The sequence below is a fragment of the Paracoccus sp. DMF-8 genome (genome assembly GCF_029309835.1).
GTDB lineage: Bacteria > Pseudomonadota > Alphaproteobacteria > Rhodobacterales > Rhodobacteraceae > Paracoccus.
Map to the genome: position 1 here is coordinate 77,428 of NZ_JARJHL010000018.1, position 26,221 is coordinate 103,648.

The following is a 26,221-nucleotide window of genomic DNA, read 5'->3' on the forward strand; positions in this document are numbered from 1 at the left end:
CATTCACCATGCTGCACCAGAATTTCATGAGCAGGCGCTCGCTATAAGCTGGCGCCATCAAGCGAGCAGTTTCAGCGCCTGCTGGCTGATAACGGGATCACCTGCTCGATGAGCCGGGCCGGCAATGTCTGGGACAATTCCGCGATGGAGAGCTTCTTCTCGTCCCTGGAGACCGAACGCACGGCCCGCAAGGTTTACCGCACCCGCGACGAGGCTCGTGCCGATGTGTTCGATTACATCGAGCGTTTCTACAACCCGCGCAGACGGCATTCCAAACTGGGCTACCTCAGCCCCATGGAGTTCGAGGCGCGCGCTATGTTAGCTTAACCTGATGTCCACGAAACCGGCAGCAGCTCAGTCACCGTAAAGAAACAGGAGGGTGGACACGGATGATTACCCTGAACGCAAACGAACTGGAGGCGATCGAAAGTCTCGACGGAAGGGCGCTGCGCGATGCGGTTCACGAAGTGACGGCCTCCCGCAGCACGACCGCACTGAGGCGTCTGGAACTCCACCGCCTCGGTCATTATGTGTCGCGGGCGGAAAGTCGGATTTCTACGGCCCTAATCGAACTTGGCAAGGCCAAGTCTTCCGCGAAGGTGTTACGTCTGGAACGGGATCTTTCGGACGCCCGATGGGACCTGATCTCGGCCGTAGATCAGATGAAGGCCCGTGCTGAGGAGGAAAAACAGGATGCCAACCGGTTCCGGATCCTGGATCGTATCATGGAACCGCCTATCCTCCGGCCCGACATGTCGGTCACCGTCTCCTATAGCTGGCGGCCTGCGGGAGAGGAAAATTGGCGTTATGGCAGCATCGGGTTCCGGCATCGTCATGTCGCATCCTTCTACCACCAGGCCGGCTCCGAACACCGCAAGCCTTCTCCGAGGCAGCGCGAACGAGAGGAGGAGGAAGCCCTGCTCCAAGTTTGGTTCCACCTGCGGGATCTGGCGCTGTTCTCCGTCCGGGACTTCTTTCGCGACGGGGGCGATGGAGCGAGCATCCCGGAAGAATTTACCGCTGTTACCGAACGCGGCAGCTTGAACAACTTCAGCCTGAGGTTCTGGGAAAAGCGGATTTAGCTCGCACGAGCGGAGTTGACGGAGATGGGAGGCGATGCCGAGCACACTTTGCACTGCACTTGTCTTCATCGCCCGCACATGGGTGCCACCGGCCCGGTCCGTAATGTCGGCAAGGTGAACATCGAAGTTGCTCTGGTCGTCGGGGTCCATGCAGCGTGTTGGCCCGCCGCACATACCAGCGGGATCGAAACCGATAGGTTGGGGCGTCTCGATCAAATGCCCTGCTTCATCATGCCCTGGTGGTGCAAATCGTCCAGGGACCTTGCGCTTCAGCGGAACACTCCTGGCAGCCGTTCGATAGCGTGCTGCATCATATCGACCGGCATGCTTTCGCCATATACTTCCTCGTTCACGTCCTCCCCGGCATGACCGACAATGTCCTTCTCCGTTTGCTTGTCGACCTTCGGGTCGCGCTTGAAGCAGTTGATGGCGTAATGCCGAAACGAGTGGAACACTTTATTCTTTGGGCGTTCGCCGAGCTGCTTTATCATGATCTGCCGCCACATGTAATCGATCTTGTCGCCGAAAGAATCCGAGTTGTTGGTCGGGGTCAGGTCCGGGAAAAGGTTCTTCTTCTTTCGCCGGACGACCTCATCCCGATGTTGGACCAATCCCAGTTCAAGCAAATGGCTGTGGATTGGAACGAGCCGTGGCGAACTCTCGGTCTTGGAGGCCGCGATTCTCGTTGTCCTTGATATCAAAGCACCAGATGCCATTCACCTCGATGATTTCGTCGACCATGAGAGCGGCAATTTCCTCGCGCCTGGCCCCGGTATAGACGCCGATCAGCGGCACCCAATACAAGCCATCTTTCGTAAGTATATTGCCGGGGGTGTGGCGCCTTTTAGGCGACCGGTATCCATGCCAGACCGGGCTCTGGAAAATGGCAGCAATATCTTCCGGGCTGAAAGGCAACCGCTTATCGCGTTCGCGCTTCGTTTCCTTCACATGCAGCAGACCCAGGTCGATGGTCTGGCTGATCAGGATGCCCTCGCTTTTGGCTCGCCTGATGATCTGGCCGATGTAGCCGAGGTTGCGGTTGATGGTTGCTTCGGACATTCCGATCTTGTCCGCAGGCAAGCCTTGTCCATCGGCCAGGATTTGGGCGAGTGTCTTCTCCCGATCCTTGGGGCTCTTGCGATAGCTTTTGGGAAGTGCCCGCAGCATCTCAATAAAGCGGGCAACATGCCCCTGACGCAATGCGCGGATATCGGTGACGCTGGTTGCCTCGACAAAAAGCATGGCGACGCCCCGCATCTGTGTTTTCATCTCTTCGGACACGTTATTGCCCTTGCCGTCCAGCATTCGGTCGGTCACAGCCATGAAGTCCGGATCGAATAACTGCTCTTCTTCCGCAACAGGTATCTAGCAACTGTATTTCTCAGGCGGCTTGATTTGCCCACTTCAGGCGAGATTTGCAGAGCGCGTTCGCAATCGTGACGAGCTTGCGTGCGACGGCTGTGATGACAACCTTGTGTGGCTTTCCCGCAGCTCGCAGTCGGTCAGCGAAGGTTTTCAGGATCGGATTGTGATGGCTGGCAACGAGGGCCGCCTGGAACATAACGTGTCGCAGCTGGCGCCGTCCTCCTCCAATGGCGCGCTTGCCTCGCATGGCGCCGCTGTCATGTGCGATTGGGGCCAGACCCGCAAGCGCCGCGGCCTGCTCACCCGAGAGTTGGCCAAGCTCGGGCATCTCGGCGATCAGCATAGTGCTGGCGACGGGGCCGATCCCGGGAACGGAACGCAGGATACCGGCAGTCGCAGCCAGGTCATCATCCGAGGCTATTGTCTGCTGGACCCGCATTTCCAGCTCTGCAATCTGATGATCGAGAAGGCCTTTCAGCTCGGCGTCCATGGCGTCAAACATTTCCGCGGATCCCAGCTTCCCATGCGCCTTGATCTGCGCCAGAAGCCGTTTGCGTGTTTCGACGAGCTGTCCACGCTTTGATGCCAACGCCCTGATAAGGCGAAACTTTTCATGTGGCAATACTCGCCCCGCATCTGGTCGGAATGCCATGAACCGCGCAATGAGTTCCGCGTCGATCCTGTCGGTCTTGGCGCGTGTGCTCCGGCTCGCGGCGAAGGCCTTGATCTGTGCGGGCGGCAATTGCCGTGTCGCAATCCCGGCGGTGTCAACGGCGGTGCAATATCCGGCCACGCGGCGGAGTAAAATCCGGCCACGCGGCGGTGACCGGCGCCATGGCGCGCGCGCTTACCAGATAGCTGGCGCGTGCCACGGCGCATTGGCCCCTTGGGCCAAAACAGCACCATCTGATTTCAGGACTTTTGTTGCTGCTTTCGGGCAGTGCTGTTGGCGAGACGATAACTCTCGCCGTTCATCTCGAGGATGCTGACGTGATGGGTCAGCCTGTCGAGCAGTGCGCCGGTGAGGCGCTCGGAGCCGAAGGTCTCGGTCCATTCATCGAAGGGCAGATTGCTGGTAATCAAGGTCGCGCCGCGCTCGTAACGTTGCGAGATCAGCTCGAACAACAACCCGGCGCCGGTCTTGGACAGCGGCACAAAGCCCAGTTCGTCGATGATCAGCAACTTGTAACCGGCCATTTGCTTCTGAAAGCGAAGCAGACGGCGCTCGTCGCGGGCCTCCATCATCTCACTGACCAGGCTCGCGGCGGTGGTGAAGCCCACGGAGAGCCCCTTCTGACAAGCCGCCAGTCCGAGGCCAAGGGCGATATGCGTCTTGCCCGTGCCACTTGGGCCGAGGGCAATGACGTTCTCGCGACGCTCGATCCATTCGCAGCGGGCCAGTTCCAGCACCTGCATCTTGTTGAGCTTCGGGATGGCCGCGAAGTCGAAGCTGTCCAGTGCTTTTGACCGCGGGGAATTCTGGCGGCCTTGATGCGGCGCTCGACCATCCGCCGCTCCCGGTCAATCAGCTCCAGTTCGACGAGGCGGGCAAGGTAGCGGACATGGTCCATGCCTTCGGCCGCGCATTGCCGGGCCAGCTTCTGATGTTCGCGCAGGAATGTTGGCAGCTTCAGGGCCTTGAGGTGATGGGTGAGCAGGATTTCCGGGGCGTCGTTCATGCCGCGTCCTCTGCATCGCTCGACAGCAGCCGCATATAGGACCCGGGCCTGGTCTTATCGACTGTCGTCCGCGGCAGATAGGGATAGCAGTCCAGGTCCAGCCGGGGCGGACGGTGTTCAACACGGCAAAGCAGCAGGTGCTTTACGGCGTCAAAGCCGATCGCGCCCATCTGAAGCGCCTGCTTTACCGCGGCATGCAGGTCAGCCAGATCGAAGGTCTCGAGCAACCGCAGGACCTGGACGTATTCGCGTCGGCCATGCCGGTTCATGCGAGCTTCCATCAGCCGGCGCAACGTTGCGAACTCCTCGGGAAGCTCCCAACCTTGCAACGGCGCGGCCTGATCAAATGCGTTGAGCTTCTGCTCCAGCAGCGGCAGGTAGTGGATCGGGTTGAAGATGAGTTCATCGCGATCCCAGCACCGGGGATGGCGGGCAATGACTTCGCCCCGACAGCCAATCACCACGTCATGGACATAAGCCCGGATCCAGACATCCTGATGGGCAAAGGCGACCGGCACCGAGTAGTCATTGGTCTTGTAGCGCACGAGCGATTGCGACGAGACGCGGCCGGTGTCCTGATCGCAGGCGTCAAAGGGTGAAGCAGGCAAGGATCGCATCTCTGCCAGATCGCGCTGCAGCCGCTCGCCGATCGTTTCGCCCTCACCGCGCAGGACATCCTGCTGGCGCTTGCGGCATTGCTCCTCCAGCCAGAGGTTGAACGCCTCCTGGGTCGCGAACTCGGGGAGCGGCACCATGAAGTTGCGGCGGCAATAGCCCACCGGGCCCCTCGACATTCCCCTTGTCGTTGCCTTTGCCGGGGCGGCCATAGCGATCCCGGATCAGGTAATGGGATAGAAACCCGCTGAACAGGGCGGCCCGCTTGCGGGTGCCATCGGGCAGGATCTTCGCCACCAGGCACCGGTCGTTGTCATAGACAATCGACTGGGGGACCGCCCCAAAGAAGGCAGATGCGTGGATATGGCCGTCCACCAGTGCCTCGGCCACAGCCGCCGGATAGGCGCGGACGTAACAGGCGTCGCTGTGCGGCAGATCCAGAACAAAGAAGTGGGCCTTCTGCTCGACACCGCCGATCCTGACCATCGCCTCGCCGAAGTCAGCCTGCGCATGGCCCGGGGGATGCGCCAGCGGCACGAACACTTCCTCGCCCCGCCGTTCCCGCTCCCGAATGTAGTCCTTGATGATCGTGTAGCCGCCGGTGAACCCGCATTCGTCACGCAGCCGGTCGAACACCCGCTTCGCGGTGTGCCGCTGCTTCCGCGGCATGGAGCGATCCGCCTCGAGCCAGCCCTCAATGATCGGGATAAAGGGATCAAGCTTCGGCCGCCTGACCTCGGCCGTCCGCCGGTAGCCCGGTGGCACCGAGAACGTCATCATCTTCGCAACCGTATCACGGGAGATGTTGAAGGCCTTCGCCGCCTGACGCTGGCTCATGCCCGCCGCGCAGGCCTGGCGAACCCTGAGATATAGTTCCACGCTGAAAATCCTCCCGCCCTCCCTGCTGTCGCAGAAAGGGAAAAGGTGGACGACTTTTACGCCGCCCGCAGCAGCTCCATGCCGCCGCTTCCGTGGCCTAATTTCTCACCGCCGTTCTCACCCGGCGGCGTCCAGGGCGGCCCAAAGACGCCATTCCTGCCCACCAGTTGCCTCGAAGCAAACCAGCGCTCTCGGTTCAAGGGCGAGTTGAGCGACTTGCAAGTGACCTTCAACCTTGTTCGGCAAGCGCACGCGCTTGCCGTCTGGCAGACAGTAAATATCCAGCCAATCGCGGCTGACGTCTATGCCGATGATCCGACCCCATGATACCGTGTTCATGCTCTCTTCCTTCTGCTCCGCGGTCCTCGGTGGCCGCATTCAACTGTTCGAGACGATGAAGAGAGACGGTGCTGGCTCGCTAGGAAACGTGGTCATGCCACAAGGCTCAGACGCCAAACACCGCCCCGTCAGCCACCTCTGCCAAGGCGGCTGACGGGAGCAAGTTAGCAAACTAGAGATACAGAAGGGTCAGGATGCATAACAATAGATGACGATTGCTGCGAGGGCGATGGCCGATCCTCGAGCGCCGCGCCTACCGCTGCGAGGGTTTCGCCGGGGGCATTCTCGAAGCTCGCGGCCCAGACCGGATCGGGGATACGCCCGATCTCGGATCCTGCCGGCCAGGCGATGGCGCGCGGGGCGAGCGACAGTTCGGTCAAGCGTTCGGCATTCAGCCGGTAGTGCAGACCGGAGCGCGGATCGGCGACTTCGAAGGGAAAAAACGTGGAACGGGTCCGATTAGCGCCAGTTTTCGGGGCAGCAGGCCGGACCAATCCGGCATGGCCAACGTTCATGTGCTCGGTGTCAGATCCGGGCATCTATTCCGGACCTGAACGCAGGATCAGGCGGCGACTGGCGGTGGCGCCAGCCGGATCAACAGTTTTTCCCGCATCGTCTCATCCATGTCGGCGGCGTCGAGCATCGCCAGCAGGTCCGACTGCCGGCTGCCCGAAAGCGAGGCGAGTAGAAAGCCGTCGCGCGGAGAAGCGACCCCACCCGCTGCGCATCCCGCGACAAGGGCGGCACGGGCAGCACGGTCTCGATTTCCACCGGGTTCGGTGCATCTCCGGTGTAGAGCCAATGTGGCCGTAGCCCCCGGCGAGATGTGCCGCGTTCGGTCACTTCCTTTTCCGCAGCAGCCAGCATAGCCGGCCATGCAGCCCCGTCTGCTTCCCGTGCCGCAGAATCATGATTGGCCGCGATGTTTAGACGCACGGCATGGTTCATGTAACGCTGCACCCGCCCTTCGCGCTGTTCCATATCGACCGGGTTGCCGGGCAGGTTCCAGTGCCAGAGCCGATGACAATAAGGATGGAAATCGAGCCCCTCCTGCCCAACCGAAGTCGAGGCGAGCACGAAGGGGCGGAAGGGCGAGTTGAAGGCATCGCGTAGGCTGTCGATGCGCAGGCCCGTTGCACCGCCCTCTTCGCCCGTGTCGCGGGTGGCGTTTGCCGAAAAGCGGGCGGCCAGATGGGAGGCCATGCGGCGCGGGGCCCGTCCTTCGTCGGTGAAAGGATCGTGCAGGGTGATTGGCGCGGTGCGCAGGCCGATCGTTTCACGCAGGCGGCGCGCGACGGCATGGTGAACCGGTTCGCCGTCCTCCATGCCGGGCCCCATGGCACCGCCGGTGACGTTGAAGACATATTCGTCGAGAACAGCCTGCAGATCATGTTCCGCGCAGTAGTCGAGGACGCGAGACCAGGCGAGGCTGCGATTGCCGCCAGAGACGAGAAGCGGCTCGACCTCACGGTGATTGAACATGGTGCGGAAGCCCATCGCCACCTGCGCGGCCATGAAGCCCAGCTCGTAACGCTGCAGGTTGATACTGCGTTCGAAGGCGCGCAGCAGGCAGGTCGCAGGGCTGCCAAGCGCGATCCGTGCGAGCAGGCGAATTGCGGTCGGACTTGCGGGTGTCGAAGACAGGTCGCACTCCGTCGCCACGATGTCATTGTAACAACGAAGAGCGGCACCTCCATCGTCCTTGGCTGACCCTGATTTCAATCCGCGGCGCACCGAGCCGAGCCAGTCAGGTTCCTGCCGATCAAGTTCTGCCAGCAGCAGCCAGGGTGACTCTTCCCCGGAAGACGGCAGAGCGAGATCTGCGAGTGCTGCGCTGATCCGACGCTCGGCTTCGTCAAGCATCTGAGCGGAAGAGATCACACCCCGTTCACGCCATATCGCCAGAGGATCCACGGTCCGGGCAAGGAAAGCCGACGGGTAGAGAAGCAGCATCGTCGACATGCCCGTGCTTGACGCCTCCTTTTCGGTGGGGAGCCGCAGCGGCGCTGTGTATTTCTTGGCTGGCCGCTCTGTCACCCCATGCTCGAGACGAAGCTTGCGCTCCGCTTCGTAGGACACTAGTGCCGCGACGGCTTCAGGGACCATCTGCCAGTCGGAAAAGATCAGCGTCTTGGTCAGCCCGCGCCCGCCCGCGAGATAGGGCAACGCAGGCGGTAGCCAGAGGCGGCGGTGCAGATCCGTCTGGCCCAGAACCTCCTCCATCAAGGCGCGCATCCGGCCATTGCCCGCCGGGATCGCCTCGAAACGGCGCCGCTTGTCGTCCGGCACCATCGCTCCCTTGCCGAGCACGGCGAAACTCGCGCGATCAGGATGCGCCCTCAGCCTCCGGGTCAGGTCGTATTCGTTCATGAAGCTGAACAGATAGGGCGCAGACTTCCAGTAATCGGCCCGATCATTGCCACCGATCCTGCTCGCAACGTCATGCACGGCGCGCGCCTGACGAAGATCGTTTTCCTCGACAGGGACCGGCAGGACACGGCGCCGGATACCCGCATCGCCGGTATCGGTCGATACCCGCTCGGTCCGGCTCATCACGCAGCGCAGTCGGTCCTCGACCGCGCGTTTCGCCGGGCCCGCCGCCGGATCCAGCCCAGCCCCAAATGCGCGAAGGTGGCTGCGGAAGTGGCGCATCTCCTCCCGCAGACCGGTGACGACGTTGCGCCCTTCTGCGCCATAGAGGACGGCGATGGTCTCGAGGAAGTCGGCGTGATGATCGCCGGCCTCTGCATCCTCTCCTGACAGGGTGAGCATTTTGTAGGGGGTCGCTGAGAGGAACAGGACATGGGCGCCGTCCGCTTCGGCCTGAAGGAAGCGGCGCATCAGGACCTGAGCCTCGCTGTCGCCTTCGGTGAAAAGGTTACGGAAGCGCTGGAACTCGTCGAAGATCACCAGCTTCGGCCGCAGCGAGGTCAGTGCATGGCGACCAAGCCGTAGCAGCAACTCACGCACGATCGGATTGCGCTGCCAGCTGTCTTCCAGATCCGCGGTCCGGACGCGTTCCTCCATGCCGTCAGCCAGCAGGATGTCGGCGACGGCATCGCAATCCGCGAGCCAGTCGGCGGGCTGCGCGAAATCGACATGGCGCTCCCATCTGGCAGGCTCGCGCACCGGGCGACGCAGCAGGTTATCAAGCCGAGTCCCATCAAGGCGCCACTGAAGCAGCTTGCGCACCAGTGCCCGTTCATGAGCGAGCCCCAGGCCCGCGGCCTTGTCGAAAGCTCGTGCCAGGCGTCAGGGCGATGAAGTTCGCGCCATCGGTCCGCAGCTTCGTCGATCCGTCACAAAGCAGCGACAGGCGTGTGGCGCGAACCTCTGTCTCTTGCAGAATGTTCAACAGCCGCAGATTCTGACGCGCGATGGCGCCGTTCGAGCAGACGTAGACGATGTCGGCCCGCTCCTCCGGTGCCAGTCGCGACAGGACATGGGCAACCACACCCTGCGCAACGCGCGTTTTTCCCAGGCCCACCTCGTCCGCAACGAGGAAGCGCGACACCCCGGCATCGAAACGGCTCATCGCATAGTCGACCGTGGCCCGCTGGAAGGGTTTCAAGCCCGCGAGAAGCGGCTGTGGATCAAAACTCATGCCACTTTCCTCCCGCGACGCTTCGGCCCGATGGCCGCTTTGAACTCTGCCCAGAGCCTTAGAAATGCGGCCATCGTCTCTTCCTTCTCGTCGAGCTTCATCAGCCCCACCACCCGGTCCAGATCCTTGATCCGGGCAGCGCCATCCTCCGAGAGATAGGCAGCGAGCAGGGTTTCCAGGACAGGTGGTGCGGGCGCCCGTGACTGGCCCGAGGCGGCACCGTCCGCGGTGGCGCGCATCATCCCGTCGATATCGGGCTGGCGTTCGAGCATGGCCGCGACGAAGGCCAGAAGTTGCTCGGGCGTCTTGACCATGTCGGACAGCAAAGCCTCTAGCCGAGCATCGCCGGCCGGAAGGCCCTCGGCGTCTATCTTGGTCACAAAGGCCGCAGTCGCCCCGTCCGGCCCTGACAGATCGAACTGGACGAAGGTCGTCGCATTCGCGAGGCTCACGGAGGTCAGGCTCCAAGGACCCTCACCCGAAATCTGGACGGGGTCCGTCTGGGTCACGAGCCGGGCAGAGACAGAAAAGATGCCAGGCAGAGGCGGCAGGGTCATCGCCAGACTGACGGTCAAGCGCTCTTCGACAGGGGCGAAGGTTAGCTCTGGCCGCGCCGCGAAGATCGCATGACGCGCATCGCGCACTGCGCGGTCGAAATCGCGGGCAGCCTTCTCCTCGCTCTGCAGCTCACGCGGCGTCCAATCTTGCATTAGAGGGCCAAGGCCTTCCTCGCCGAGGATGCCAGGGTTCCCGTCACCCCCGATACCGCCAACAGTCGCCGTCTCGCCCCGAAGTGTCACGAAGATCTCGACATTCCGGGGGCCATTCGCCCCGAGGCCGGCGGCCGTCGCATTGCCGGACCCCAGCGTGATCCGAGTCTGGTCGCCCTCCTCGACGATGAACAGCTTGGCATGGAGGCCCGCGCGATCCTCGGGCGTCGCCACGGCTTCGGGATCGGGTTCTGGAAGGCCATGATCGCCGAGGGTCAGGCAGCGCACAGGCCGCGTCGAGAGCCCTGCCAGCCAGTCGTCGCAGGCGACGAGCGCGCAGATGCGCCCAGGCTCCAGCATTGCCAGTCCACCATCGTCGCAGAAGGGTGAGATCACCGCCATCCGGCCCGCACCCGGACGCCAGAGGGCTCGGGTTTCGGGATAATGTGCGTGGAAAAGTGGACGCGCGAAACCGGGGATGTTTTCCCATTTCACGTGGTCAAGCCCGTCACGCAGCCCCTTCAACGGCTTGGTGCGACGAAACCCCAGCCAGTCGACCAGCCCGACCAGTGGCGCATTCACTTGCTGCCGTTTGTCCTGCTCCTCTCCCTCAAGCCGCAATGCCACGTCCCGAGATCGGTCGCGGGTCAGATTGCGCGACATGATGATCAGGCGCTGGCGCATGGGTCCCCCGGCCTCGGGGGCGAAGCGCAGGAGCCAGAGCTTGGGGTGGAAGCTCGCCCCCTTCGGCGGCGCGATCTCGGTGACCATGCCTTCGAGCAGGGTGACAAGCGGCGTGCGTTTGCCGCCGGGGGCGTGGATGTTGCCCGCCTCGACACAGATCGCGACGCGATCCTCTAGGCGCCGCATCGCGGCAAGCGCCGCGAGAGGGCTTGCCAACAGCTCGTCGCGCTGGACCCCGCTGCGCAGAGCCAGCGAAACGGGCACGGTGAGCGCGGTCAGAAAATCCATGGAGAAGGTCGTGCCTAGGGCTGCTTCCAGACGGTAACCTTCGGGCGGCGTCAGCGCTTCGCCGAAGTCGACACGATGGGACAGGGCGAAGGTCGTATCGGACTGCCGGCTCATGCTGCGGCCGCCATGTCATCGAGATATCGGCGCACCAACGGCCAGCGGAACGCCATCTTCTGCCCCCCGGAATTCCCACTCCATACGTAATCCTGCGGAGAGAACCGCAGCCGCGCTCTGCTCACCCCCTTCATCTGAACCTCCCGCCGTGCGATCAGCGCCTGCGCCTCCTGGCTGAAGGGATCGGCCATCACCGCGATCCAGTCATTGATGAAACGGAATGTGAGGATGTTCGGCGTGAAGCCGACCAGTCCGCGATCCTCCATCAGAGGCGCGATGAGGTCCTCTGCTGTGGTGGCGAGAGGAGACCGAGCGGCGGCGTGCCAGACTTCGAGACTTTCTCGATAGTCGCCCTCGGCATCCGACGCGCTGAAATGTTTGGACAGCATGAGGTTATAGAGCAGCGATGCCCCGTGCATCGTATCTGCGAAGGCCAGGGCATGGTTGAGTTGACGACGGATCGCCGCGGGCAGATCGGGGGTGGACGGAACAGCCTCAAGCTCGGTGATGGCAGCCAGATCGCGCGCCTTCGGCATGAGATGCCCGAGCAGCGTGCCCCCTGGCCGGAGCGCTACGCAGCGATCAGCTATCCATTCAGCTTCCTCGCCCGTCAGAGCGAAGCCGCGATCATCGTCCTCGTCGATCTTGGGGGCATCCGACCAGCAGTCTTCGCCGCGCGCCATCCGATCCAGCGTTTGTCCGATTCCGACACGCGCAAGCGCAGGACGACGCACGCCCCAGACGCCCAGACCTGTCCAGTAGACGGCACTTGGCATCCGCTTCAGCCGCACGCCGGCCTCTGCCCCGATCAGAAGCTTTGTATCGGCCTGCGGCTGACCCTGCATCCTCGCGATGAAATCGGCCTCTGCCCTGCGCAGGGCGGCCTGCCGATCGCCCTTGTTCAGGTCCAGACGACGGAAGAGTTGCGGAAGAAAAAGAAAGTAGCGAAGCCGCGTCTGGATCGTGCTGGTCCCGGGAAACAGAAGATCCGAAAATCCGTCGCGGATCGCCCCTAGCCCGAGTTCATCCCGCGCTTCGCTCGCGCTCAGCGCACCAATCAGCGTCTGAACAGCATCCGCCTCAGCTCTGCCGAACGACACCCAACCCAATGCCGACACTCTTGACTTCCCTTGTTACCGCTTCGGCCAGCTCTGGCCAAGACCATTGAATTTACGCACGGATTTGAAAATCGTAGTGCGTTCTATATCCTTGCCGCAACGCCAGATTGCCGATCTAAGAGTTCCGACTGCAGCTGTTACCGCCAAGTGACAGTCGGATCGTGCCCAGTATCTGCTTTTCACAAGTTGGCCGCGGTGGGTGTCAGTTTCGGACACCCAGAGTTGCCTTGGACTTGCACCGGACAGACTACTGCTCTCCCATGATCGCATCAAGCAGTTCATAAAGGCGGCCAGCCGGTATCGCCGCTCGATCCGTCCTAGAATTTCTAGACTGATGGCGGCGCGCGGCAGTTTCCCCCGGCGGCCCCAACTGATCAGCGTGCTGCGATTCACGCCGTCTTCGGGCCGGACGATGGCGTCGTAAAGATGATAGGTCGTCTCACCATATCGGCTCGCGTGCAGCTTCAGGGCGGCACCGAAAGTATCCGGTTCGTCCCATGTCGTGAACAGCGGCTCGCACCATCAAACCGTGGGATCAAACATGGATGGCCGGTTGCCGCATAAACGCTATATCAGCCATCTCTGCAGCAGGTTCTGGGCACGGAGAACCCGGCGTCCAAGACGAAGCTCCACGAGCAGTTCGGGCAGCTCGGAAATCACGGCGTCGATTTGGGGATGCGGGCCTACGTCCAGCGCATAGAAAAGACCACTGAGGCCTATCGGAATCGCGCTTTCCAGATGCTGTCCATCGAGCAGGCGCATGCGGACATGATGGACGAGATCACCGACGCGGAGTGGAAAGAGTTCTTAACTCGAAGATTCGGTCTAGAGACGCGGTGAGCGATCATCGGGTGATCGGCCTCGCTTTGGCAACGATGTGCCAAATGTCCTGGTGTCCCCAAAGTGTCCCCCAATGCTATTCCGCAAAGTGATCGAACGAGGCAGAAGCTTTAGAGCACTGTTTTCATTGAGTTAAAAATGGTGCCCGGAGGCGGATTCGAACCACCGACACGCGGATTTTCAATCCGCTGCTCTACCAACTGAGCTATCCGGGCGCCTGACCATCGGCTGGCGTGAGCGCGTTGTTATGGCAGCTTGATCGCCGTGTCCAGATGTAAAAGCGGAAAAAATCACGTCTCATCGTCAGATTGCGGAAGGCTGTCGTCCTCCGCCTCGGCGGGGATGCGGTAATCGCCGCGCAGCCAGTGCGCCAGGTCGATATCCGCGCAGCGTTTCGAGCAGAAGGGGCGGTATTGTGCGGCGGTTTCCTTGCCGCAGATCGGGCATGTGGCCGCCATTTCAGCCCCCGATCTGTTGCTGCAGCGGGATTCGGTCGCGTTTGCGATTGATCTCGAACAGCCCCATGGCGGTCCAGCCGATCAGCACGGTTTCGGCAGATTCGCGCTTGAACGCGGCGCGGAGAATCTGTTCGAGCGTGCCGCGATCCTTTTTCGCCATCGGGGCAAAATCGACGACGATCTGGCCGCCGATGCCGCGCAGGCGCAACTGGCGAGGCAGTTCTCGGGCCAGGGCGATATTGGCCTTGAGCCCTGCGGCGGGCGAATTGTCGCTGCCGGTATTCACATCGACGGCGGCCAGGGCGCGGGTCGTTTCGATCGCGGCCCAGGCCTGTTGGCCCAGATCGACGCGTTCGGACAACAAGGCCTCGACGGCGGCATCGACGCCGCAATCGGCCATGGCGTCCACGCCGTCGAGCACGGAATCGGGGGCGGGATCGCCCCAGTCACACCAGGCGGTTTCGGATGGCGCGGGCGCGTCAAGCAGCAGTTCCAGCGCGGTTTCGCCATCGGATGTGAGGGCGGTCGCGATGGCCAGAAGGTTGTCGAGTTCGTCCTGAATGTCATCCGCATCGGAATCGGCAGAGATGCTGCGGAAAATCAGGCCGGGGGGCGTTTCCATCCCGTGCAGCGCAGCCTGTCCCATCGTTTCGAGGCTGTTGCGCAGATCCGCGTCGCGAATGCGGCGCGAGACGTTCACGCCGGGCGCGCCGGGGGTGACGATGACGTAACGGCCGCGCAGCAGCAGGCGCGAACTGACCGGAATCGCCTTGCCGTCTTCGGCGGCGCCGGTGACCTGAACGGTCAGGACCTGCCCCTCGCGCAGGCCGGAGCGGTCGCGCAGATAGCCCGACAGACCGTCGGGCAGGCGCAGGAACACACCGCCCTGACCCTTGACCAGCCGGTCGACCTTGGCGCGGCAGATCGCGCCGGGGGCAAGCGGTATGGCATCCCCGGCCGCAATGGCCAGTTCCTCGAGCCGGCCATCCACGACCAGAGCGGCGGCATCATGGCCGAAGAGCGGCCCGAGAACGATCTGGCGGCCCTTCATTCGCTGTCTCCGTGGGCTTGGGGGGAGTGTGGCCGGGCAGGGTGCCCGAGGCTGGCAAGCAAGGTCGCGGTCTCGGTCAGGGGCAGGCCGACGACCGAGGTGAACGATCCCCGGATCCAGGGCACGAAAGAGGCGGCATGGCCCTGAATGGCATAGCCACCCGCCTTGCCGCGCCATTCATCCGTGTCGAGATAGGTTTCGATGTCGCAACTGGACAACGGCCGGAAACGGACCTGGGTTTCGACCAGCCGCTCTGACAGCCCGCGCGACGACAACAGGGCGACGGCCGTCAGAACGCGATGCCTGCGGCCCGAAAGCAGCGACAGAAAGGCGCGGGCTTCATCCCTGTCGGCAGGTTTGCCAAGGATGCGGCGCCCTGCGGTCACGACGGTGTCGGCGCATAGAACCGTGCCGGTGACGCGGTCTTGCAGGGCAAGCGCCTTTTCCCGCGCCATCCGGCGGACATAGTCGCGCGGGGCTTCGTCACGGGCGGGGGTTTCGTCGATATCAGCCGCGATGACCTGATCCGGCCGGATGCCGATCTGCGCCAGAAGCTCCAGCCGTCGGGGGCTGGCCGAACCAAGGACCAGCCGATGCCGCGCATCCCTGGTCACGCCGGGATCGGCGATGTCAGCCGGGACCGTCACGGAACCCGGATCACTTGAAGCGGTAATTGATCCGACCCTTGGTCAGGTCATAGGTGTTCATTTCCACCTGAACGCGGTCGCCTGCCAGAACGCGGATGCGGTTCTTGCGCATCTTTCCTGCCATATGCGCGATGATCTCATGGCCGTTTTCCAGCTCGACCTTGAACGTCGCGTTCGGCAGGAGTTCCTTCACGACGCCGGGGAATTCGAGCATTTCTTCCTTGGCCATGATCTCTCCTGATTGGGAACCCGCTTTGTCGGGTGCCAGCTACATGCGTCTACGGTCCCGGTTTTTCAAGCGAAAACTGACAAAATCTGCCCCTCCGGTCCTGCGGGGCAGAAACGGTGCCGGGTTTATGTCGCAAATCCGGACCTAATTACCGCCCGGTTGCGACATGCCGATGTCGAAAGCGGCGGCGCCATCGGTGGCATGGACGGGCGTGACCTCCGCCGGACCGGCATCTGATGCAGGCATGCGGAATGCGTCGGGTTCCGTGATATCAACCTGCGGAAAGCCCGGGGTTGCGCGATGGCCCGCCGAATTGGGCCGCATCACGCGATGGGACTGATCCGGCTTCGCCGCTGCACGCAGACGGATTGCGTGATAGCCGTCGGATCTGCCACGGCGTCCCTGCGCCAGAAGCTGACCGTGCCGGGTTTCAAGGCGCGCATCATCCAGCGCCGCCGGAGGCAGCGGGATCAGTGCGCCGGGAACCAGATTGCGCAGACTGCCAAGGCTGACCTTCTTGCGACACAGGATGCCGACCAGATGCACCGGCGCATCCTGCATCGCGAGGGCAAGGGTTTCGCTGCTTGTGGCCATAGGTTCGGGCGTGCCTTGCTGAAGGATCGCATTGGCCGGGGCGCGTCCGGGCACCGTGTTTTGCGCGCCGGGGGCGCCCGTCAGCAGGGGTTTTTCAGACGGTCGCGATTTCGGATCAGGCATATGCGGCGTCGGCAGGGCAATGACGATGCTGCCGTCGCGCTGTCCCCCCGCACCGATGCGGAAATTCAATGTCACGCGCGTCAAGGCCACGTCTTCCAGCATCAGCATCAGCGGGCGCGGATCATCAAGAAAACTGGCATAGCTGAAGGCGGAAAACGCCGGCAGGGCCGTCTGCGCCGCCAGTTCCTTGCCCAGTTCCGACAACAGCATATTGACGAAATCGGCCGATATGGACGCATCCGTCCGCGTCGGTTTGCGCATCCGCACCTCGCGCCCGGACACGCGTCCGATCGCCTGCATTTCGATCACCGAGGCGACAAGGGTCGGCGACAAGGCGACAACACCAATGGCCGCAGCCCGACCTTCGACGACGGCAAGCAGCGCCTGTTCGGGCAGCAATTCGGGCAGTTCGGCCAGGGTGGAGGCGCCAAGCTGGATATCCTGCACAAAGACCGGAAGCGCATAAAGTTTTTCGGCCGTGCGTCCAAGCGCGGTGCCGATGAGCTTTTCCAAAGACTGTTGCCGGGTGCTGGCCTTGTCTTCGGCTGTCGGATTGGGTGGGTCAATTCGCCGCGCCTGCGCAATGATGCGTTGCAGCACGGCGGCATGGCTGGCCGCTTGTCGGGCGGCGGGATCGCCCTGCCGCTGGCCCGGGATGCTGTCGTCTTTGCCGTTCATTGTCATTGCACCGAGAATCACTGTTTGAGCCTTGGCATGACCGTCGCAGCAATTCGTTTCGAAATGATTGATCCCGCAGGATGGGATGGCTGGGGGATCTTGAACGATGCGCTTTGGCGACAGGGTTGGTTGGGCGGGTCAGACGGTGGTCCCGGCTCAGGGTTGGCTGCGACGGGTTTTCACCGGTTTTCCCGGATACGGCGAGCCCGGTTCTGCCGGATCTGCGTCGGGCGGTATGGGAACGGGGCCCTGCGGCCGTGGGATACTTGCGCCTGAAACGGCGGTGGAGTTGGGACAGCAGATCGGCATCCCGTCCCATGCGCGGTCCGTCCCATGCGCGCGGTCGCATGGGTATTTGGATGATGAAGAAATCAGCGCTGTTTTGTCATCTCATAGGCGGCGATAGTCGCCTGGAGCGCGGGGCCGATGTCCGCGGGCGGGTTCCAGCCGAAGGCGCGGGCCTTGTTCGAGGACATGAGCTTCATCCGCATGCCTTCGGGACGTGTCAGGTCGTGGGTGAAGCGGCCCTGCCAGCCTGCGAGATCCGCGATCATCCTGTAGTAATCGTTGACCGAGTGGTCCGCGTCCTGGCCGATGTTCAGCACGGGGGGGAGTTTTTCGCTTTCGGGCAGGCTGGTCAGGATGAAGCGGGCGAGGTCGTCGGCAAACAGGAATTCGCGGCGGGCCTGACCGCTGCCCCAGATTTCGACCGTGTCATGGCCTGCGTCGCGGGCGTCGATCACCTTGGTGATGATGGCCGCGATCAGATGCGAGGCGATGGAGCCGAAGTGATCCTCGGTTCCGAAGAGGTTGCAGGGGATCAGCGTGCGATAGGCGCGGTCCGGGAATTGGCCCGAGATATAGTCGCACAGCCGGGCGCCGGTGATTTTCGACAGCGCATAGCCTTCGTTCGTGGGCTCGAGGGGGGCTGCGAGCAGGTCTTCCTCGGTCAGGGGCTGGCGGTGGTCGCGCGGATACATGCAGCTGGAGCCGAGAAAGATCAGGCGGGGAATGCCGGCCTGATGGGCGCCGGAAATCACGGCGTCGTTGATGCGCAGGTTGTCGGTCAGAAAGCCGGTGGGGTCGGCGATATTGGCCTGAATGCCGCCGACCCTGGCTGCGGCATGGATGACCGCATCGACGGGGTTGGCGGCCAGCCAGTCGGCCACGGCCGTCCGGTCGGTCAGGTCAAGCTGCGCGCGCGTCGGCGCCAGCAGGGCGATCTGCGGTGCGAAATCGGGCTGCAACCGGCGCAGCGCGCGGCCCAGCATTCCCGATCCGCCGGTCAGAAGGACGCGCATCATGACCGCGAATAGACGTCTTCGTAGCGGACGATATCGTCTTCGCCGAGATAGGCGCCGGTCTGGACCTCGATCAGCACCATCGGCACCTTGCCGGGGTTTTCCATGCGGTGAACGGCGCCCAGAGGGACGTAGATCGACTGGTTTTCCGTCACCAGCGTGACCTGATCGTTGACGGTCACGCGTGCCGTGCCGCTGACCACGACCCAATGTTCGGCGCGGTGGAAATGGCTTTGCAGCGACAGCGCCGCGCCGGGTTTGACGACGATGCGTTTCACCTGGAAGCGGTCGGCGAGGGCCAGCGTTTCGAACCAGCCCCAGGGGCGGTGGTCGCGCAGGAAGCTTTCGGCCTGACGCGCGCCCTTGGATTTCAGGGCGGAAACCGCCTGCCGGACATCCTGCGCGCGGTTCATGTCGGCGACCAGCACGGCGTCATCGGTGGCGACGACCATGATGTCCTTCAGGCCGATTCCCACGACTTCGAGCCCGTCGCCTTGCGAACGCAGCAGGACGTTGTCGCAGTCGATTGCGGTCGAATGGTCATCGGTGACCGCGCCGCGTTCGGCGGGGGCCGCATCCATCGACTCGCGCCAGATCGCGTCCCAGCCCCCAAGATCCGACCAGTGATCGGAAAAGCGCACGACGCTGAGATTGCCGGCTTTTTCCAGAACCGCATAGTCGACCGACAGGTCGGGCAGTTCGTTCCACGGGTCCGGCGCAAGGCGCAGGAAACCCAGGTCCGTCCGGGCGGCGGTCAAGGCGGCCTCGACCGGGCGGAGGAATTCGAGGGCGTGCTGGCGGAACGCCTGGATCATGGTGCGGGCGGCGAAAAGGAAGATGCCGGCGTTCCACAGGTAATTGCCATTGGCGATCATGCGGGCTGCGTTTTCGGCATCGGGCTTTTCGACGAAGCGGCGCAGCGGCACGGGACCCTGACCCTCGCCCGCGACCTCCATATAGCCATAGCCGGTTTCGGGGCGGGTGGGGGTGATGCCGAAGGTCACGATCTGGCCCTGCCGCGCGGCATCGGCGCCCAGATCGACGGCGCGGCCGAAGGCTTCGGCATCGGGGACGACGTGGTCCGAGGGCGCGACCAGCAAGAGCGCATCGGGGTCATGGTCGGCCACCGTCAGGGCGGCGGCCAGAATCGCGGGGGCGGTGTTGCGGCCCGAGGGTTCGATCAGGATGGCGGCCGGGGTGATCCCGGCTTCTTCCAGCTGTTCGGCGACGATGAAACGGAAATCGGCATTGGTCATGACGATGGGGGCGGCGAAACGCGCCCCTGACAGCCGCCGCGCCGAGGCCTGAAACAGCGTCTCACTGCCCACCAGCGGCGCGAACTGCTTGGGGAAGGATTTGCGCGAGACGGGCCAGAGGCGCGTTCCCGAGCCGCCAGCCAGCAAAACCGGGGTGATCGTCATTCCACAACTCCGTAAGCGCGACGGGCAAGCCGTTCTGTTGTCAGCAGGCGCAGGTCCTCGGCCACCATTTCCGAAACCAGTTCGGGAAAGGTCGTCCGATGCGTCCATCCCAGTTTTTCGCGCGCCTTGGCGGGATTGCCAAGCAATAGATCGACTTCGGTCGGGCGAAAATACACCGGGTCGATTTCGATCAGGCAGCGGTCGGTGCCCGCCAGATAGCCCTTTTCATCGGCGCCCGTGCCGCGCCATTCCAGCGCCATGTCGATTTCAGCGAATGCCAGTTCGCAGAATTCGCGCACCGAATGGGTTTCGCCGGTGGCCAGCACGAAATCTTCGGGCTGGTCGGCCTGAACGATGCGCCACATGCCTTCGACATAGTCGCGGGCATGGCCCCAGTCCCGCTGTGCGTCCAGATTGCCCAGATGCAACTGCCGTTGCAGCCCCATCGAGATCGCGGCGACCGCGCGGGTGATCTTGCGCGTCACAAAGGTTTCGCCGCGGATCGGGCTTTCATGGTTGAACAAGATCCCGTTCGAGGCATGAATCCCATAGCCCTCGCGATAGTTCACCGTGATCCAATAGGCGTAAAGTTTCGCCGCCGCATAGGGGCTGCGCGGATAAAAGGGGGTGGTTTCGGACTGCGGCACCTCTTGCGCCTTGCCGTAGAGTTCCGAGGTCGAGGCCTGATAGAACCGCGTCCGCCCTTCGCGTTTCAGCAGCCGGATCGCTTCCAGAATGCGCAGGGTGCCGATGGCATCGGCATTGGCGGTATATTCGGGCATTTCAAAGCTGACCTTGACGTGGCTTTGCGCGGCAAGGTTGTAGATTTCATCGGGTTCGACCTCGGCAATCGTGCGGATGACGGCGGTGGAATCGGTCATGTCGCCGTAATGCAGGTGCAGGCGGCTGTCCGAATAGTTGTCGATCAGCAGATGGTCGATCCGCCCCGTGTTGAAGCTGGAGGAGCGGCGCTTGATCCCATGGACCTCATAGCCCTTGTCCAGCAGAAGTTCGGCCAGATAGGCGCCGTCCTGTCCGGTGATCCCTGTAATGAGTGCTGTCTTGGCCATGAAAATATTCCCTGATTACGCGCGATCTGCGACGGCCTGCACGACCTCGCGCAGCCGCATGATCTGCGGCTCGATCGGATAGTGATGGTTACCTGTGAAAAATCCGTTAACGTCGATGGTTTCTGCCGCCTCGATCACCGAACCGACGGAGTGGTCCAGTTTGTCGATCACCGGATTGCGCAGGAAATTCCCGGTGACGATGGGGCGGCATTCGATTTCTGCCGCCGTCAGTGCCTGCACCAGTTCGGCACGGCGCCCGGCCATGCGCCCCTTCAGCACCATGGCAAAGCCGAACCACGATGATTCCCCGGTTTCCTGCTGGATGTCCAGAAAATCCAGATCCGCGAAAGCCTGCTGAAAGATCGCGGCATTGGCGCGGCGCGCGGCGACGAAACCCGGCAGCTTGTCGAGTTGCGGCAGGCCAAGCGCGCCCTCGATTTCCAGCGGGCGCAGGTTGTAGCCGGGCAGGACGAAACGGAACTGGCGCACGAAAGGGTCGGGGTCCAGCGGCAGATGGGTGTCCGGGGGCAGGTCGCGGACCCAGCCATGGGCGCGCATCGACAGCATCGTGTCATAGAGCTTGCGGTCGTCGGTGATGACCATGCCGCCCTCCATCGTGCAGATATGATGCGAGAAAAAGCTGGAAAACGTCCCGAACAGACCGAATGCGCCCGCAAATTCCCCCTGATAGCGCGCGCCCATGGATTCGCAGTTATCCTCGATCAGCAGGACGCCGGCGTCGGCGCAGATCCGGCGCAGGCGGTCGGCCTGAACCGGATTGCCCAGCAGGTTGACCGCGAAAACCGCGCGGGTGCGGGGCGTGATCGCCTGTTCCAGCTTGGTCAGGTCGATGTTCAGGGTTGCCGGGTCGATATCGACGAAACGCAGTTTCAGCCCGGTCTGGCTGATCGGGAAATAGGTCGTGGACCAGCTGACGGCGGGGACGATGATCTCATCCCCCTGTTTCCATCCCAGATCGGGGTGCCAGAAGGCCGAGGCGATGGCCAGCAGGTTCGCGGTCGATCCCGATGAGGTCATCACGGCGTATTTCTTGCCGAAATGGCTGGCAAAGGCTTCCTCATAGGCGCGGACGCGCGGGCCCATGGTAAAGCGGCCCGAGGCGATGACCTGCGTCAGGCTGTCATATTCGCGTTGGTCCCATGTCGTGCTGGCAAGCGGATAGAACATCCCGTCCCCTTCGCGATTCGTGTGTAAATCAGGCAATTGACGCTTGGGTAGCAGCACCGGCGCGTCCAGAGAAGGCCGGGCTTGACCGGGGCCTGTCGTTCACCGGGGCCTGTCGTTCAATAGCCGCGGTTGCGGTCGACCAGATACATCAGGGGCTGGCCCGCCATGGCGCGGCGCAGGTTCATGGCGACGACCTCTGCCGCCGAAGAGGCGCGGGTCGCGGCCGCGACATGGGGCGTGACGGTGATCGCGGGATGGGACCAGAACGGATGCGCGGCGGGCAGGGGTTCGGTTGCGAAGACGTCCAGAACGGCGTGACCGGGACGGCCCGTGTCCAGCGCGGCCAACAGGTCATCTTCGACGATCAGGCTGCCGCGCCCGGCATTGATCAGGGTCGCGTTGCGCGGCAGCAGGGACAGCGTTTCGCGGTTCAGCAACCCGCGCGTTGCGGGCGTGTCGGGCAGCAGGCAGATCAGCACCTCGGCCCGGTCCAGCGCGCGGGGCAGGTCGGCCGCACCCATGACCTCGATCCCCTCGACCGGGCGGCCCGAGGCCGACCAGCCGGTCACGTCAAAGCCCAGTGTCTTCAGCGTCCGCGCGACGGCGCCCCCCATTTCGCCCAGTCCCAGCACCGTGACCTTGCGCGACGAGGCCAGCGGCGGGATGGCATCGCCGCGCCAGATGCCGTCCTGCGCCAGTGCGTCCATGCCCAGATGGCAGCGCAGGGTCCAGCCGGTGCAATATTCGACCATGCCCTGCGCCAGCCCCGGATCGACCATCCGGCACAGGGGCTGGGTCAGCGTCGGGTTGGTGGTGATGCGTTCGACCCCCGCCCGCAGGCTTTGCACGATCCGCGCATTCGCAAAGGCGCCGAAATCCAGCGCGGAACCGTCCTCGGGATAGCCGGGCGCATAGATCACCGCATCGAAATCGGCAGGATCGCCGTCGCGCGACAGTTGCATTTCGGGACAGGCGGCGCGCAGGGCGTCGCTCCATTCGGTCCAGTCATCGGCGGGGGCTGCGAAAAAGACGCGCATCGGATCACCTCGGCCTGTGGACATGGGCGGATTGGACGATGCCAAAGCCCAGAAGCAGGATCATCAGCTGCGTCCCGCCATAGCTGACCAGCGGCAGGGGCGAGCCCTTGGCCGGCAGCATCCCCATCACCGTCGCCATATTGATCGCGAAATAGATGAAGAAGGTGCAGGCGATCCCCATCGTCAGCAGGCTGGCGAAACGGTCGCGGTTGGTCAGCGCGGAATGGATGCAAAAGCCAAGGATCAGGCAATACAGCAGCAAAAGCGACATCGCCCCGATAAAGCCGAATTCCTCGGCCAGCACGGTAAAGATGAAATCGGTGTGCTTTTCGGGCAGAAAGTTCAGCCGCGACTGCGTGCCCTGCATGAAACCGCGCCCGGACCAGCCGCCCGAGCCTAGCGCGATCTGGCTTTGGATGATGTTGTAGCCCGCGCCAAGCGGGTCGGCGCCGGGGTCCAGAAATGTGTCGATGCGGCGGAACTGATATTCCCGCAGCAACTGCCAATCGGTGCCGCGGCTGATCATCACCGCATAGATCGCCCCCCCGACCATGCCTGAAACCGCGCCGAAATACCACAGGCTGACCCCTGCGGCCATCATCACCAGCCCGCCACCCATGATCAGCATCAGGGCCGTGCCAAGGTCCGGCTGGCCCAGAACCAGCCCCACCGGCAGCAGGATCAGCACCACCGGGATCAGCACCCACAGGGGCCGTGAAACCTTTTCCAGCGGCAGCCAGTCGTAATAGGCAGCCAGCAGCAGGACCAGAGAAATCTTGGTCAGTTCAGATGGTTGCAGCCGCACGGGGCCAATCTGCAACCAGCGTTGCGCGCCCATGCCGATCTGTCCGACCACATCCACCGCGACCAGCAGCAAGACGCAGATCAGATAGGCCGGGATGGAAATCGTCCGCCAGAACCAGATCGGCACGAAGGCCAGCGCGAACATGATCACCATGCCGATGGCAAAGCGGATCATCTGCGGCTCGGCCCATGTTTCCAGCCGCCCGCCAGCGACCGAATACAGCATCAGGAACCCGGTCGAGGCGACGGCGGTCAGCAAAAAGACCAGCGGCCAGCTGATATACAGGATCTTGCGCAGTCCCGTCGGTGTCTGGGTGACCTTGTAGTCAAGATAGCTCATCTGGCGGCCCCCGGCGTCACGCCCGCGCCCGGCCGGTCTGGGCCACGACCGCAGGGGCAAGGTTCATGTTCTTGAACCTTTCCTCGGCCGCGCCACGCTCACCGTCGGGATAGGCCGACAGCGGGGGCACGCCGCCCGACAGCGCAAACAGCAGGATGTCGCGCGCGATCGGCGCCGCCACGGCAGAGCCGCCGCCGCCATGTTCCACGACGCAGGAAATCGCATAGCGCGGGTTGTCATAGGGCGCATAGGCGACGAACAGCGCATGATCGCGGCGGTTCCAGGGCAGTTGTTCGTTGCGGATCACGCCGCGCGCGCGTTCGGCGGCGGTGATGTTGCGGACCTGGCTGGTGCCGGTCTTGCCTGCCATGCGCCATTCCGGCGCGACGATGCGCGATCTGCGCGCGGTGCCGTGGCTGGAATTCATCACCGCATCCATGCCTAGCCGCGCGGCGCGCAGGTTCAGGGGGTGGATGCCCAGATCGGGGAAATCCACGACAGGCTGGGCCACGCTGTTGATCGCCTTGACCAGACGCGGCTCGACCGCCTTGCCGGTGGCGACGCGCGCGGTCATCACCGCCAGTTGCAGGGGCGAGGCGAGGACATAGCCCTGGCCGATGCTGGCATTGATCGAATCGCCGACCTGCCATTCCTGATCGTAGCGGCGGCGTTTCCATTCGCGGTCGGGCGCGATCCCTTCGGCCACCGCCGACATCGGCAGGTCATGGCGCACGCCGATCCCCAGCTTGCGCGCCATTTCGGCCATGCGGTCGATGCCGACGCGCTGCGCCAGTTCGTAATAATAGACGTCGCAGGAGCGTTCGAGGCTTTGCACCGCATCGACCGAACCATGCCCGCCCCTGCTCCAGCAATGGAAACGGCGGCCCGCGACCTGCAGATAGCCGGGGCAGTAAAAGCGCGTTCCGGGATTGATGATCCCCGATTCCAGACCCGCCAGCAGCGACACCATCTTGAAGGTAGAACCGGGGGGATAGACGCCCTGCACCGTCTTGTCGGCCAGCGGGCGATGGTCGTGATTCATCAGCTCGCGATATTGCGGGCCGGAAATGCCGCGCACGAACATATTGGGGTCAAAGACCGGGGATGAGGAGATGGCCACGATATCGCCATTTGTCACATCCATGACCACCGCCGCCGCGCTTTCGGTGCCAAGCCGCTGCGTCGCGAAATTCTGCAGCGCCGCGTCCAGCGTCAGCTGCACGGTGGCGCCCTGCTGGCCTTCCTGACGCGACAGTTCGCGCATCTCGCGGCCTGCGCTGTTCACCTCGACCCGACGGGCGCCGGCCTTGCCGCGCAGCAATTCTTCGAGCTTGGCCTCGACCCCGACCTTGCCAAGCTGGAATTCGGGCAGGCGCAGGACGGGGTCGGGGTTTTCGATCTTGGACAGGTCGTAATCCGACACCGGGCCGACATAGCCGATGACATGGGCGAAATCGCCCCGGCGCGGATAGCTGCGCGACAGGCCCGATTCCGGCACGACGCCGGGCAGGGCGGGGGCGTTGATCGCGATGGATGCGAATTCGTCCCAGCTCAGCCGGTCGGCGATGCTGACGGGCGTGATCGCGCTGCGGCGGTTGATTTCGGCGATGATCGCGGCGGTTTCGGCATCGGTCATCGGGATGATCTGGCGCAACCGGCCCAGCACCGTGCTGACATCGCCCGCCTCTTCGCGGGTCAGGGTGACCCGGTAATTCTGTTCGTTTCCGGCAATCACCAGCCCGTTGCGGTCCAGCAGCAGCCCGCGCGCGGGCGGCAGCAGGCGGATCTTGATCGAATTGCCATCCGACAGCAGCCGGTATTCTTCCTCATGTTCCAGTTGCATGGTGCGCAGCCGGAAGCCCAGCACGCCGACGACCGAGGCCTGGATCGCCCCGATCAGCAATCCCCGGCGCGAGATAGAACGCGAGCTTTCAAAGATCTCTTTCGGTGACTTTCTCATGTC

23 protein-coding genes, 1 tRNA gene and 3 pseudogenes are annotated in these 26,221 nt (G+C 63.3%); 2 read left to right on the plus strand and 25 right to left on the minus strand.

Translation table 11 applies throughout. The features are described from left to right. Positions 1-33: 33 nt before the first annotated feature. Positions 34-327, plus strand: a pseudogene (locus PE067_RS20850) (IS3 family transposase); the annotation flags it as partial. A gap of 62 nt (positions 328-389) precedes the next feature. Continuing rightward, entirely contained in the window at positions 390-1,082 is a 693-nt protein-coding gene (locus PE067_RS20855) for a hypothetical protein (protein ID WP_276191694.1), read from the plus strand. A 269-nt stretch (positions 1,083-1,351) separates the two neighbouring features. Here PE067_RS20855 and PE067_RS20860 read toward each other — a convergent pair whose 3' ends face one another. The 25 genes and pseudogenes from PE067_RS20860 to mrdA all read right to left on the minus strand — a co-directional run bounded on the left by PE067_RS20860 (position 1,352) and on the right by mrdA (position 26,218). After that, positions 1,352-1,708 carry a hypothetical protein gene (locus PE067_RS20860; RefSeq protein ID WP_276191695.1) on the minus strand — a complete coding sequence of 119 codons (357 nt, stop codon included), beginning with the start codon at positions 1,706-1,708 and terminating at the stop codon, positions 1,352-1,354. After that, a complete protein-coding gene (locus tag PE067_RS20865; RefSeq protein ID WP_276191697.1) occupies positions 1,701-2,405 on the minus strand; it encodes a hypothetical protein in 705 nt (234 codons plus the stop codon). Before PE067_RS20865 ends, PE067_RS20860 begins: the two co-directional genes overlap by 8 nt. 58 nt (positions 2,406-2,463) lie before the next feature. Further along, positions 2,464-3,240 carry an IS110 family transposase gene (locus PE067_RS20870; protein WP_276191698.1) on the minus strand — a complete coding sequence of 259 codons (777 nt, stop codon included), beginning with the start codon at positions 3,238-3,240 and terminating at the stop codon, positions 2,464-2,466. Between the two features lie 119 nt (positions 3,241-3,359). After that, positions 3,360-4,126: pseudogene (gene istB, locus PE067_RS20875) on the minus strand (IS21-like element helper ATPase IstB). Then, positions 4,123-5,578: pseudogene (gene istA, locus PE067_RS20880) on the minus strand (IS21 family transposase). Before istA ends, istB begins: the two co-directional pseudogenes overlap by 4 nt. A gap of 159 nt (positions 5,579-5,737) precedes the next feature. Continuing rightward, on the minus strand, positions 5,738-5,959 hold the full coding sequence (locus PE067_RS20885) for a hypothetical protein (protein WP_276191699.1): 222 nt from the start codon (positions 5,957-5,959) through the stop codon (positions 5,738-5,740). 164 nt (positions 5,960-6,123) lie between these two features. Then, positions 6,124-6,498, minus strand: coding sequence for a hypothetical protein (locus PE067_RS20890; RefSeq protein ID WP_276191700.1), 375 nt, complete (start codon positions 6,496-6,498; stop codon positions 6,124-6,126). Positions 6,499-6,553: 55 nt separating this feature from the next. After that, positions 6,554-9,151 carry a hypothetical protein gene (locus tag PE067_RS20895; protein WP_276191701.1) on the minus strand — a complete coding sequence of 866 codons (2,598 nt, stop codon included), beginning with the start codon at positions 9,149-9,151 and terminating at the stop codon, positions 6,554-6,556. 10 nt (positions 9,152-9,161) lie between these two features. Further along, positions 9,162-9,563, minus strand: a complete 402-nt coding sequence (locus tag PE067_RS20900) for a hypothetical protein (RefSeq protein ID WP_276191702.1) — start codon at positions 9,561-9,563, stop codon at positions 9,162-9,164. Beyond that, positions 9,560-11,359 carry a phospholipase D family protein gene (locus PE067_RS20905; protein WP_276191703.1) on the minus strand — a complete coding sequence of 600 codons (1,800 nt, stop codon included), beginning with the start codon at positions 11,357-11,359 and terminating at the stop codon, positions 9,560-9,562. Before PE067_RS20905 ends, PE067_RS20900 begins: the two co-directional genes overlap by 4 nt. After that, on the minus strand, positions 11,356-12,477 hold the full coding sequence (locus PE067_RS20910; protein ID WP_276191705.1) for a DUF6361 family protein: 1,122 nt from the start codon (positions 12,475-12,477) through the stop codon (positions 11,356-11,358). Before PE067_RS20910 ends, PE067_RS20905 begins: the two co-directional genes overlap by 4 nt. 567 nt (positions 12,478-13,044) lie before the next feature. Next, positions 13,045-13,239: a hypothetical protein gene (locus PE067_RS20915; RefSeq protein WP_276191706.1), complete on the minus strand. Its 195-nt coding sequence runs from the start codon at positions 13,237-13,239 to the stop codon at positions 13,045-13,047. 217 nt (positions 13,240-13,456) lie between these two features. Further along, positions 13,457-13,532, minus strand: a tRNA-Phe gene (locus PE067_RS20920). 75 nt (positions 13,533-13,607) lie between these two features. Then, entirely contained in the window at positions 13,608-13,775 is a 168-nt protein-coding gene (yacG, locus tag PE067_RS20925; RefSeq protein ID WP_276191708.1) for a DNA gyrase inhibitor YacG, read from the minus strand. Position 13,776: 1 nt separating this feature from the next. After that, the gene (locus PE067_RS20930; protein WP_276191709.1) at positions 13,777-14,826 is read right to left on the minus strand and encodes a ribonuclease E/G; all 1,050 of its coding nucleotides are present in this window, start codon (positions 14,824-14,826) and stop codon (positions 13,777-13,779) included. Beyond that, the gene (locus tag PE067_RS20935) at positions 14,823-15,473 is read right to left on the minus strand and encodes a Maf family protein (RefSeq protein WP_276191710.1); all 651 of its coding nucleotides are present in this window, start codon (positions 15,471-15,473) and stop codon (positions 14,823-14,825) included. The genes PE067_RS20930 and PE067_RS20935 overlap by 4 nt, the downstream gene beginning before the upstream one ends. 10 nt (positions 15,474-15,483) lie before the next feature. Then, entirely contained in the window at positions 15,484-15,702 is a 219-nt protein-coding gene (gene infA / locus PE067_RS20940) for a translation initiation factor IF-1 (RefSeq protein WP_055212580.1), read from the minus strand. Between the two features lie 144 nt (positions 15,703-15,846). After that, complete coding sequence (locus PE067_RS20945; protein WP_276191712.1) at positions 15,847-17,097, minus strand: FliM/FliN family flagellar motor switch protein; 1,251 nt, start codon at positions 17,095-17,097, stop codon at positions 15,847-15,849. A gap of 371 nt (positions 17,098-17,468) precedes the next feature. Continuing rightward, positions 17,469-18,398 carry an NAD-dependent epimerase/dehydratase family protein gene (locus PE067_RS20950; RefSeq protein WP_276191714.1) on the minus strand — a complete coding sequence of 310 codons (930 nt, stop codon included), beginning with the start codon at positions 18,396-18,398 and terminating at the stop codon, positions 17,469-17,471. After that, a complete protein-coding gene (locus PE067_RS20955) occupies positions 18,398-19,819 on the minus strand; it encodes a mannose-1-phosphate guanylyltransferase/mannose-6-phosphate isomerase (RefSeq protein WP_276191715.1) in 1,422 nt (473 codons plus the stop codon). Before PE067_RS20955 ends, PE067_RS20950 begins: the two co-directional genes overlap by 1 nt. After that, the gene (gene gmd / locus PE067_RS20960) at positions 19,816-20,889 is read right to left on the minus strand and encodes a GDP-mannose 4,6-dehydratase (protein WP_276191717.1); all 1,074 of its coding nucleotides are present in this window, start codon (positions 20,887-20,889) and stop codon (positions 19,816-19,818) included. The genes PE067_RS20955 and gmd overlap by 4 nt, the downstream gene beginning before the upstream one ends. Before the next feature lie 15 nt (positions 20,890-20,904). Further along, on the minus strand, positions 20,905-22,077 hold the full coding sequence (locus PE067_RS20965; RefSeq protein WP_276191718.1) for a DegT/DnrJ/EryC1/StrS family aminotransferase: 1,173 nt from the start codon (positions 22,075-22,077) through the stop codon (positions 20,905-20,907). A 116-nt stretch (positions 22,078-22,193) separates the two neighbouring features. Beyond that, positions 22,194-23,114, minus strand: a complete 921-nt coding sequence (locus PE067_RS20970; RefSeq protein WP_276191719.1) for a glyoxylate/hydroxypyruvate reductase A — start codon at positions 23,112-23,114, stop codon at positions 22,194-22,196. A gap of 4 nt (positions 23,115-23,118) precedes the next feature. Next, the gene (rodA, locus tag PE067_RS20975; protein ID WP_276191720.1) at positions 23,119-24,258 is read right to left on the minus strand and encodes a rod shape-determining protein RodA; all 1,140 of its coding nucleotides are present in this window, start codon (positions 24,256-24,258) and stop codon (positions 23,119-23,121) included. Between the two features lie 16 nt (positions 24,259-24,274). Further along, positions 24,275-26,218, minus strand: a complete 1,944-nt coding sequence (gene mrdA, locus PE067_RS20980) for a penicillin-binding protein 2 (RefSeq protein WP_276191721.1) — start codon at positions 26,216-26,218, stop codon at positions 24,275-24,277. Between the last annotated feature and the right edge of the window lie 3 nt (positions 26,219-26,221).

What these genes read in the sequence shown, in the direction of transcription:
- PE067_RS20955 (WP_276191715.1), bottom strand. Translation starts at nt 19,819, where the DNA reads ATGACGATCACCCCGGTTTTGCTGGCTGGCGGCTCGGGAACGCGCCTC.
- PE067_RS20965 (WP_276191718.1), bottom strand. Translation starts at nt 22,077, where the DNA reads ATGTTCTATCCGCTTGCCAGCACGACATGGGACCAACGCGAATATGAC.
- infA (WP_055212580.1), bottom strand. Translation starts at nt 15,702, where the DNA reads ATGGCCAAGGAAGAAATGCTCGAATTCCCCGGCGTCGTGAAGGAACTC.
- PE067_RS20930 (WP_276191709.1), bottom strand. Translation starts at nt 14,826, where the DNA reads ATGAAGGGCCGCCAGATCGTTCTCGGGCCGCTCTTCGGCCATGATGCC.
- PE067_RS20915 (WP_276191706.1), bottom strand. Translation starts at nt 13,239, where the DNA reads ATGCGCCTGCTCGATGGACAGCATCTGGAAAGCGCGATTCCGATAGGC.
- PE067_RS20945 (WP_276191712.1), bottom strand. Translation starts at nt 17,097, where the DNA reads ATGAACGGCAAAGACGACAGCATCCCGGGCCAGCGGCAGGGCGATCCC.
- PE067_RS20885 (WP_276191699.1), bottom strand. Translation starts at nt 5,959, where the DNA reads ATGAACACGGTATCATGGGGTCGGATCATCGGCATAGACGTCAGCCGC.
- PE067_RS20905 (WP_276191703.1), bottom strand. Translation starts at nt 11,359, where the DNA reads ATGAGCCGGCAGTCCGATACGACCTTCGCCCTGTCCCATCGTGTCGAC.
- PE067_RS20970 (WP_276191719.1), bottom strand. Translation starts at nt 23,114, where the DNA reads ATGCGCGTCTTTTTCGCAGCCCCCGCCGATGACTGGACCGAATGGAGC.
- rodA (WP_276191720.1), bottom strand. Translation starts at nt 24,258, where the DNA reads ATGAGCTATCTTGACTACAAGGTCACCCAGACACCGACGGGACTGCGC.
- PE067_RS20890 (WP_276191700.1), bottom strand. Translation starts at nt 6,498, where the DNA reads ATGCCCGGATCTGACACCGAGCACATGAACGTTGGCCATGCCGGATTG.
- gmd (WP_276191717.1), bottom strand. Translation starts at nt 20,889, where the DNA reads ATGGCCAAGACAGCACTCATTACAGGGATCACCGGACAGGACGGCGCC.
- mrdA (WP_276191721.1), bottom strand. Translation starts at nt 26,218, where the DNA reads ATGAGAAAGTCACCGAAAGAGATCTTTGAAAGCTCGCGTTCTATCTCG.
- PE067_RS20900 (WP_276191702.1), bottom strand. Translation starts at nt 9,563, where the DNA reads ATGAGTTTTGATCCACAGCCGCTTCTCGCGGGCTTGAAACCCTTCCAG.
- yacG (WP_276191708.1), bottom strand. Translation starts at nt 13,775, where the DNA reads ATGGCGGCCACATGCCCGATCTGCGGCAAGGAAACCGCCGCACAATAC.
- PE067_RS20855 (WP_276191694.1), top strand. Translation starts at nt 390, where the DNA reads ATGATTACCCTGAACGCAAACGAACTGGAGGCGATCGAAAGTCTCGAC.
- PE067_RS20950 (WP_276191714.1), bottom strand. Translation starts at nt 18,398, where the DNA reads ATGCGCGTCCTTCTGACCGGCGGATCGGGAATGCTGGGCCGCGCGCTG.
- PE067_RS20865 (WP_276191697.1), bottom strand. Translation starts at nt 2,405, where the DNA reads ATGGCTGTGACCGACCGAATGCTGGACGGCAAGGGCAATAACGTGTCC.